This is a genomic window from Synechocystis sp. FACHB-383 (assembly GCF_014698605.1).
Classification (GTDB): domain Bacteria; phylum Cyanobacteriota; class Cyanobacteriia; order Cyanobacteriales; family Microcystaceae; genus Synechocystis; species Synechocystis salina.
The window spans coordinates 1-6,998 of record NZ_JACJTJ010000004.1; the positions used below are offsets into that span (position 1 = coordinate 1).

The following is a 6,998-nucleotide window of genomic DNA, read 5'->3' on the forward strand; positions in this document are numbered from 1 at the left end:
AATTTCAACTGTGACTGTTTTACTGGTTTCCCCTGGGCTAAATATTAGTTGTCCCGCCACTGGTAAATAGCGATTACCGGCCTTGCCGTCACCATCTTGAGTCAGATAACTAACTAAAACATATTTGTCTAAATCTCCGGTTCGTTCGATGGTGAAGTCAACTGCGCCTAAGCTTTCCGAACCCCGGGGACTGGTAACAAATAATTGAGTGGGGGCATTTGAATCGTTAGCAGTGGGTTTTTTATTTTCTGTTGATTGTGACGAAGTCGTTGTCGGCGCGAAATCCTGCTGTGGATTAATCTCTTTTGATAACAATATTGGCTCAGGATGATTTGTCTCCGGTGCACCAAAAATCACATTTGCAAACAAGGGAGACGAGAGGGATTCACCGTTGAATAATTGTTGATTTTCACTAGCTAAGAGTTTACTATTATTGTCATTTTTAGGATTGGTCATTCCATTATTGTCATAAAGGGTTTTTAAAACCTCCCCTGACTCGGAAATAACATAGAGTCCGCCATCATCGCCCAACTGAACATAGTCATTGCGATTAGGGTTTGTACCAGTTGCCCAAAGGACAGTGCGTTGACCATTTCCCTCTTCTTTGTAAAGGACAAAATTGCCATCGCTATTTTGAATAACCGCGTCGGTTGCACCAGTAACCACTTGACCGCTATTTTCTGCGGCCCAGAGTTGTTCACCTGTGGGAGAAAGTAAGACTAGGCTGCCGACGGTATTTAACAGTAGTTGATACTGAGCAGACCGATTGACCAATACTGTCGCAGCAGATTGCTTAGAGACATATTCCGCAAATTTTTGATTGGCTTGATAAACTAACCCATTAAATTGGAAATCAGAGCTTAATTCAACAGTATCTTCACCATCGGTTAAGACTGTAATCGTATTATCTTCAGAAAGATTTGTAACTGTGAGGGCATTTAAGGTGATTTTATTGGCTCCATAGTTACGAATATCCAATGCTTCAAAATTTTGGAGTCTGACCCCAGGAGAGAGTTTTGTTAGATCCCAATCTTGATCGTTGTAGCCGTGGAGTTCGAGCACATCAAATCCTGTCCCGCCATCTAAGCGACGGAAGTAGGTATCGGTGACGGAAACAAAGTCATCTCCAGGGCCGGCATAAACTACATCTAAACCCCCATTAGTATAGATTTGGTCATCGCCTTGCCCGGCCACAAAGCTTTCTCCTGTCGGGGTGCCGAGCATGACATCATCGCCGATGGTGCTGGTTTGGTTGACGGTCTGATTAAAGTCACTGCCAAAGAGAACATAACTTAGCTCATCGTTGTTACCGGGAGCTCCAATTGTGAAGTCATCGAAGCCATCCCCATTAACATCGCCTCCCCCACTAATCGAGGTTCCTGCTTCGGAATTTGGGAGTCCTTCAATAACAAAACCATAGGAACCGCTGAGACCATCGAGAGGAAGAGGAACATTGGTATTATCTGGGGTCGGCATCCAAAGACTACTATTTCCTCCAAAAACAACAAAAACACTGCCCTGATTATTATTGGAGTTAGACGTGCTTACTAATAAATCATCAAAGCCGTCGCCATTGACATCCCCAGCCTTTGCCAGTGTTGAAAGTTGAATAGAAGGATCATCAAGTACACCAAAAAACAAAGTTGGTTTTAGTGTATTTGTCCACCCGGTAGCATCACCATAATAAATGAGCACTGCTTGAGGATATTTGCCACTCACTCCATCAACATACCCCTCTACAAGAACGGCTAAATCTTCAATGCCATCCCCATTAAAGTCGCCAATATTCTCTAGTTGTTGTATGCCATCTATATCAGAAATAGTGATTTCTACGCCTTCAGGGACAACCGCAAAGCTTTTTCCGCCAACACTCCAAATCAAATTATCTTGACCACTTCCATTAATATCAATGCCTGCAAAAGTTGCAGTAAATATGTCCGGAATCCCTAGCCCGCGAGATGGACTGAAATTATTATTTGGATTTCCTAAATAGATAGTATAGCCTTGGGACGAATCATCTACATCTAAAACAAGATCATCATAGCCGTCTCCGTTGTAATCTCCGATTGAAAACTGAGACTTAATATTACTCAGAGAAATATTTGATTGATTTAATTGTATTTGCCCCTCCGAGCTTAAGCTTTGACTCCCTAACACTAAATAAAAGTTTTGATTACTGTCGATAACGGCAAAATCTTGTAAGCCATCGCCGTTATAGTCACCAATACTAATTACGTCTTTAATGTCGGCACCTTGGACGGTGATGATTAGGTCATCGCTGCCACTCGCTTCAGTTAACAGATCTTTGGTGCTATCCCCAAAGATGATCACCCCAGCATTGCTTCCCCCTGAAAAAACGTCAGCAAACCCGTCACCGTTAATATCGCCTAACATGCGGACAATACTGCCGTTATTGGCGATCGAACTAAGGGGTGGTAGAGAAGTTTCTAAAACCTGATAACCGTTGTTAGCGGTAGAATTGACTAGGTAGAGTTGATTATTGACAATCGTTGGAGATGGAGCATAGTTGCTACTACTGGAAATTTCAGTGGTTGTCCAAAGAGGCTCTCCTGTTCCGACTCCTTCATAAACGCTAAGAAAACCATTGCCTGACTGAAACTCCTGCCCTAATAAAAGATAGCTTCCTTCTTCTAATTTGTTGTTACTGCTATTTGCAGGATTGGTGGTGCCGTTGTTGTCGTAAAGCGTGACAAGAACATTGTTTGAATTGGCATCAATAATGTAGAGTCCCCCATCACTGCCCAACTGAAGATAATTGACGCTACCGACATTTGTCCTCGTCGCCCACAGTGCATTTGCTGGATCTTCGTTGAGCTCACTATAAAGGACAAAGTTACCATCACCTTGCAGGATAGCCTGCTTTGCCCCAGTGATAATCTGGTTGTTGCTATCGGTGGCAGCCCATACTTGCTCTCCTGTAGGTGATAAAAGCACTAAGCTACCAGACCCTGTTAAAGCCAGAGTATATCCGGTGGTATGAGTTAAATAGAGGGTTTTACCATCTGTAGTCAATCCGGGCGATTGATTGGAGACAATATTGGGGATGGAAGAAAGTGCCCACGATAAATTGCTTAAATCCGTCCCATCGGTTGAAGTAATATCAAGGGTATTACCCGGACTGCTTTGGGTGCCTGTTTGGTAGGCAAGATAAAGGGCTCCGTCAAAGACAGTGGCGCTGACGGCGTTGGGGCTGATTTGATTGCCTCCGCTAAATGTTACGGGAAAGTCTGAAGACCAAGAGTTACTCGCTTGGGGATTATCAGAATAAATGTAGAGAATACTGTCGGTTTGATTATTAGCAGTAAAGAAAGTGAACAGCTTGTCTTGGTAAACCACTAATGTGGGAGCATTGTTGGAAGCTTGCCCAATGGCATACTGCGGACTCCAGCTTTGTCCTTCATCGGTGCTGTAAAGAACATTGAGTTGGGGATCTAAGCCCGTGTAGGCCAAATAGAGTACGTCATTGTAAACAGCTAGGGACGGTGAGAAGTTAGTGGCATTGGCGATCGCCACGATTGCATCGCTCCAAGTTTTTCCGCCATCAGTACTCGTGGTTATATAAATATTTGGATCATTTCCCGACCCTTTTACCGCCATGTACAAGGTGCCTTGATAACTCACCAAGGAGGGCATTAAATCGGTTGATTGGTCAGGGATCGCAGGATTAACAACATTGAAGGTGCTAAAGCTATTGCCATCAATGACAAAGCCATTATCAGAGGCAATATTTGCCAACTTAATACTGCCATCGTCCTCCAAGTAGGATTGACCATAAACGGCATAGGCCTGTTGGGCATTGGGAGCCGTTAATAGCAAACTATCAATTTTTCCATTGCTTCCCGTTTTTCCGGTAATATTTCCCAACCCAGTGGCCGCCGCTCCCGCAAGTTGATAGGGCAGACTGCCGTTGAGCAAGAAGGTTTTATCCTGGCTGGTGACACCGAGGTCGAATAGGGTTCCGACCGCATCTAAATTGAGGGGGCCAAATAACAAATAACTTTGACCTGTGCCATTGCCAGCCTGGGGAGCGGTGATGAGAAAATCCTGATAGCCATCCCCATTGAGATCGCCGGGGCTAGTGATGATGGTGCCGGCCTGACCGTTGGAGATAGAACCATTAACAATAAGGTTGCTGACCTCGTTTAATGTTTGTAGGGATGTTGTTGAGGTCGCTTTGCTACCACTGATGACATAAACTGCCCCGGCACTGGCATTGACTCCGGTGGCTGCAATGGCTAAGTCCTGACGTCCATCCCCATCCAAATCTTCAGAGGCGATCGCCGCTCCGGCCAAATAGTTGGCCCCCACTCCATTGGCAGCAGGAATATTGGGGCCTGTATAGGTTCCCCAGGGAGCCAAGCCTTTACTACTACTGGAAAAAACATGAACGGCTCCCACTGCAATTGGTGCTGAGTCTTTATACAACGATTGACTGCCCGACGGTAGCCCTCCTTTCCCTTTCCATTGATTGTTAACTTCCAGTTGATAGGCTGGCGCACCGATGAAGAGGTCATCGCTGGATTTACTACCGGTGAATGTGGTGGGATTCCCTGGTGAATAATGGGAAACCCCTAAAGCAAATCCCGCCCGCTCACCCACCTGATTCAACGAAGTCCCTTGGTAAACTTTCGTGAACGATGTACTGCCGTTGTAAGCGATATAGACAGCCCCACCGTTGCCGACCCCAGGGGCACCGAAGGCAATGTCATTACGGGTATATTTCCCATCTCCATCAAAATTGCCCACAACGACGGAAAATCCTGCTTGGGCAGAAGCAATGGCAGGATTGATCCCATAGCCCATGGCAGAAGTTAACTTAGTAACATCAATGGTGGCCCCAGGGTTACTGGTGAGGTAACTCCCCTTAATGACATAAATCACACCATCTCCACCATTGGCATTGGCATCCCCAATTACCAAATCGTCTATGCCATCTCCATCAATATCTCCTGTGGCTAAGCTCATAGATATGCCACCATTGAGGACGCTACCATCAGCAATACCGGTGATTAAAACTCCCCCCGGATTACCCGATAAATCCGTTGTGGTGAGGGGATTACTCTCTGTCCCGTTCAAAACACTGCCACCGGCAAATAGGATTTGAATGGTGCCACCACTGACCAAATTGCCGGCACTGTCGGTATAACCCCGATTACCCACCGCAACATAGGCTAAACTGCCATCTGCCTTAAAGCCACTAGCAAGCTCAGCGGCGATCGCCGGATTATTGGTGTTAATGACAAAGCCGCTGTCAATGTTGGCTAAGGACGCATCATTGGCTTCGGTTATGGTGGCAATGCCCAACACTTCCGTTCCTAAATCATTGGTACCTTTGGCAGGAACCGTTCCCCCTTGATTACGAATAGAGCTAACCTGGGGCGTAACGCTACTACCATCTTTGAAATAGACCGTCACCGTCGGCGTTGCGGAGAAGGTATTGCCAGTTTCATCAATAAACAAACTCAGGGTTTCGGTTGCCCCCATCACCCGATGGTTTAATCCAGAAAGGGCCGGATTAAGGCTATTGAGCAGGGTCGTACCATCCGCAAACGTGAGCTGACCATTATTGGGCACAGTTTCGCCTAAGATAACCCCGACTTGGAAGCCACCGATGGCCTTGCCATCACCATTTTGACCCACTCCCCAACGCAAACCAGTGCCAGGAACTGTGAGATCAATCCCTGTAATTTCCCGACCTTGTTCGCCAGTCAGATTAATTTGGAAAATGCTATCGGCTTTACCATTGGGGAAAATTTCTGTGCCTGCGGGGGAGCCTGTGGCCGCGACAATATCCCAAATCGGGAAATTGGCATCACTCAAAGTGGTGGGGGTAATGGTGGGAATCGGCTCAATTTGACCATTTAACTGCCAGCTATTAGTGGTGGGATTCCAAACACTGTAGTAAGCCTCTGGCCCGGCCGGCACAGGATCAACATATTGGGCATTGAAACGATTGCCAATTTCGTTAGTACCTAAAGCTCCATCCAGAAATTGATTGCCCGTAAATTCAGTGATGTTAGATGCGGTTAAACCAGCACTGCTGGGAACGTAGGAAAGCACCGAGTTATAGAAGGCGACTTCATCGACATAAACCGATCCCCCCTGACCCGCCACTGCCAGCGTGCCGGATTGGGGTAAATTGCCAAAACTGACATTGTCCAAACTCCCCACTAACTCACCATCTAGGTATAGGGAGAGAATGTCTTGGGAACCGTCATAGGTGCCGACCACGTAGTACCAGGCATCAGTATCCAAGGGCTGGGTGGTCGCAATTGTTGAATTACCAGTATTGTCTAGGCTGAACTTTAACTGCGTATCGTTGACGGTAAAGAGAAAAACATCCGCCATGGACACCAGGTTGGGTATGGCATTGTCGCTCGGTAATTTAAACCAGAATTCCACCGAAAATCCCTGAATGGAAACTGGAATTGCCGCGTCAAGGGTCACGCCGCCGCCATTGAACAAGACCGCAGGATTGGGATCACCAGAATTGTTTGTGGTGTCTTCCAAGGCCCCAATTTGATTAAGGGTGAAATTGCCACTGTAGTTACCGTTAAAACTAGGCCCAGATTGCCCTTCATTAATTGCCGTTGTGCCACTCAGTTCCCCTAGACGTAGATAAACAACGGGATCTTGCTCCACTATGAGATTGCTGTAGGAAGCAGGTTGGCTTTCTGTCCAAAAAATGGCAGGTTGACCATTAATGGTGCTGATATTCAGTTCCGTAAAGGCATCTGGGGAAATTTCCGAGAGGAGTGTCTGGGGAGTGGTCCAACTAGTACCATTAAAACTTGACCAGTAAACGGTGGTTGAAGTATTACCATTACTCTGCTGTTGGGTATTTAACCAAGCGGCAAGCAATTGCCCATTGGGCCCCGCCCCCAACGTCACTTTTTGATCCTGGCCAGTTTGCACTGCGGCGATCGGTTGGGCCAAACTCCATTGATTATCCGGGCCTAAAACTGAATAATAAATAT

At 46.4% G+C, this 6,998-nt stretch carries 1 protein-coding gene; it reads right to left on the reverse strand.

What is annotated here, in order from left to right; translation table 11 throughout:
- Positions 1–6,998, reverse strand: a 6,998-nt coding sequence (locus H6G45_RS00060; RefSeq protein ID WP_190595442.1) for a LamG-like jellyroll fold domain-containing protein, incomplete at both ends; no start/stop codon positions are given.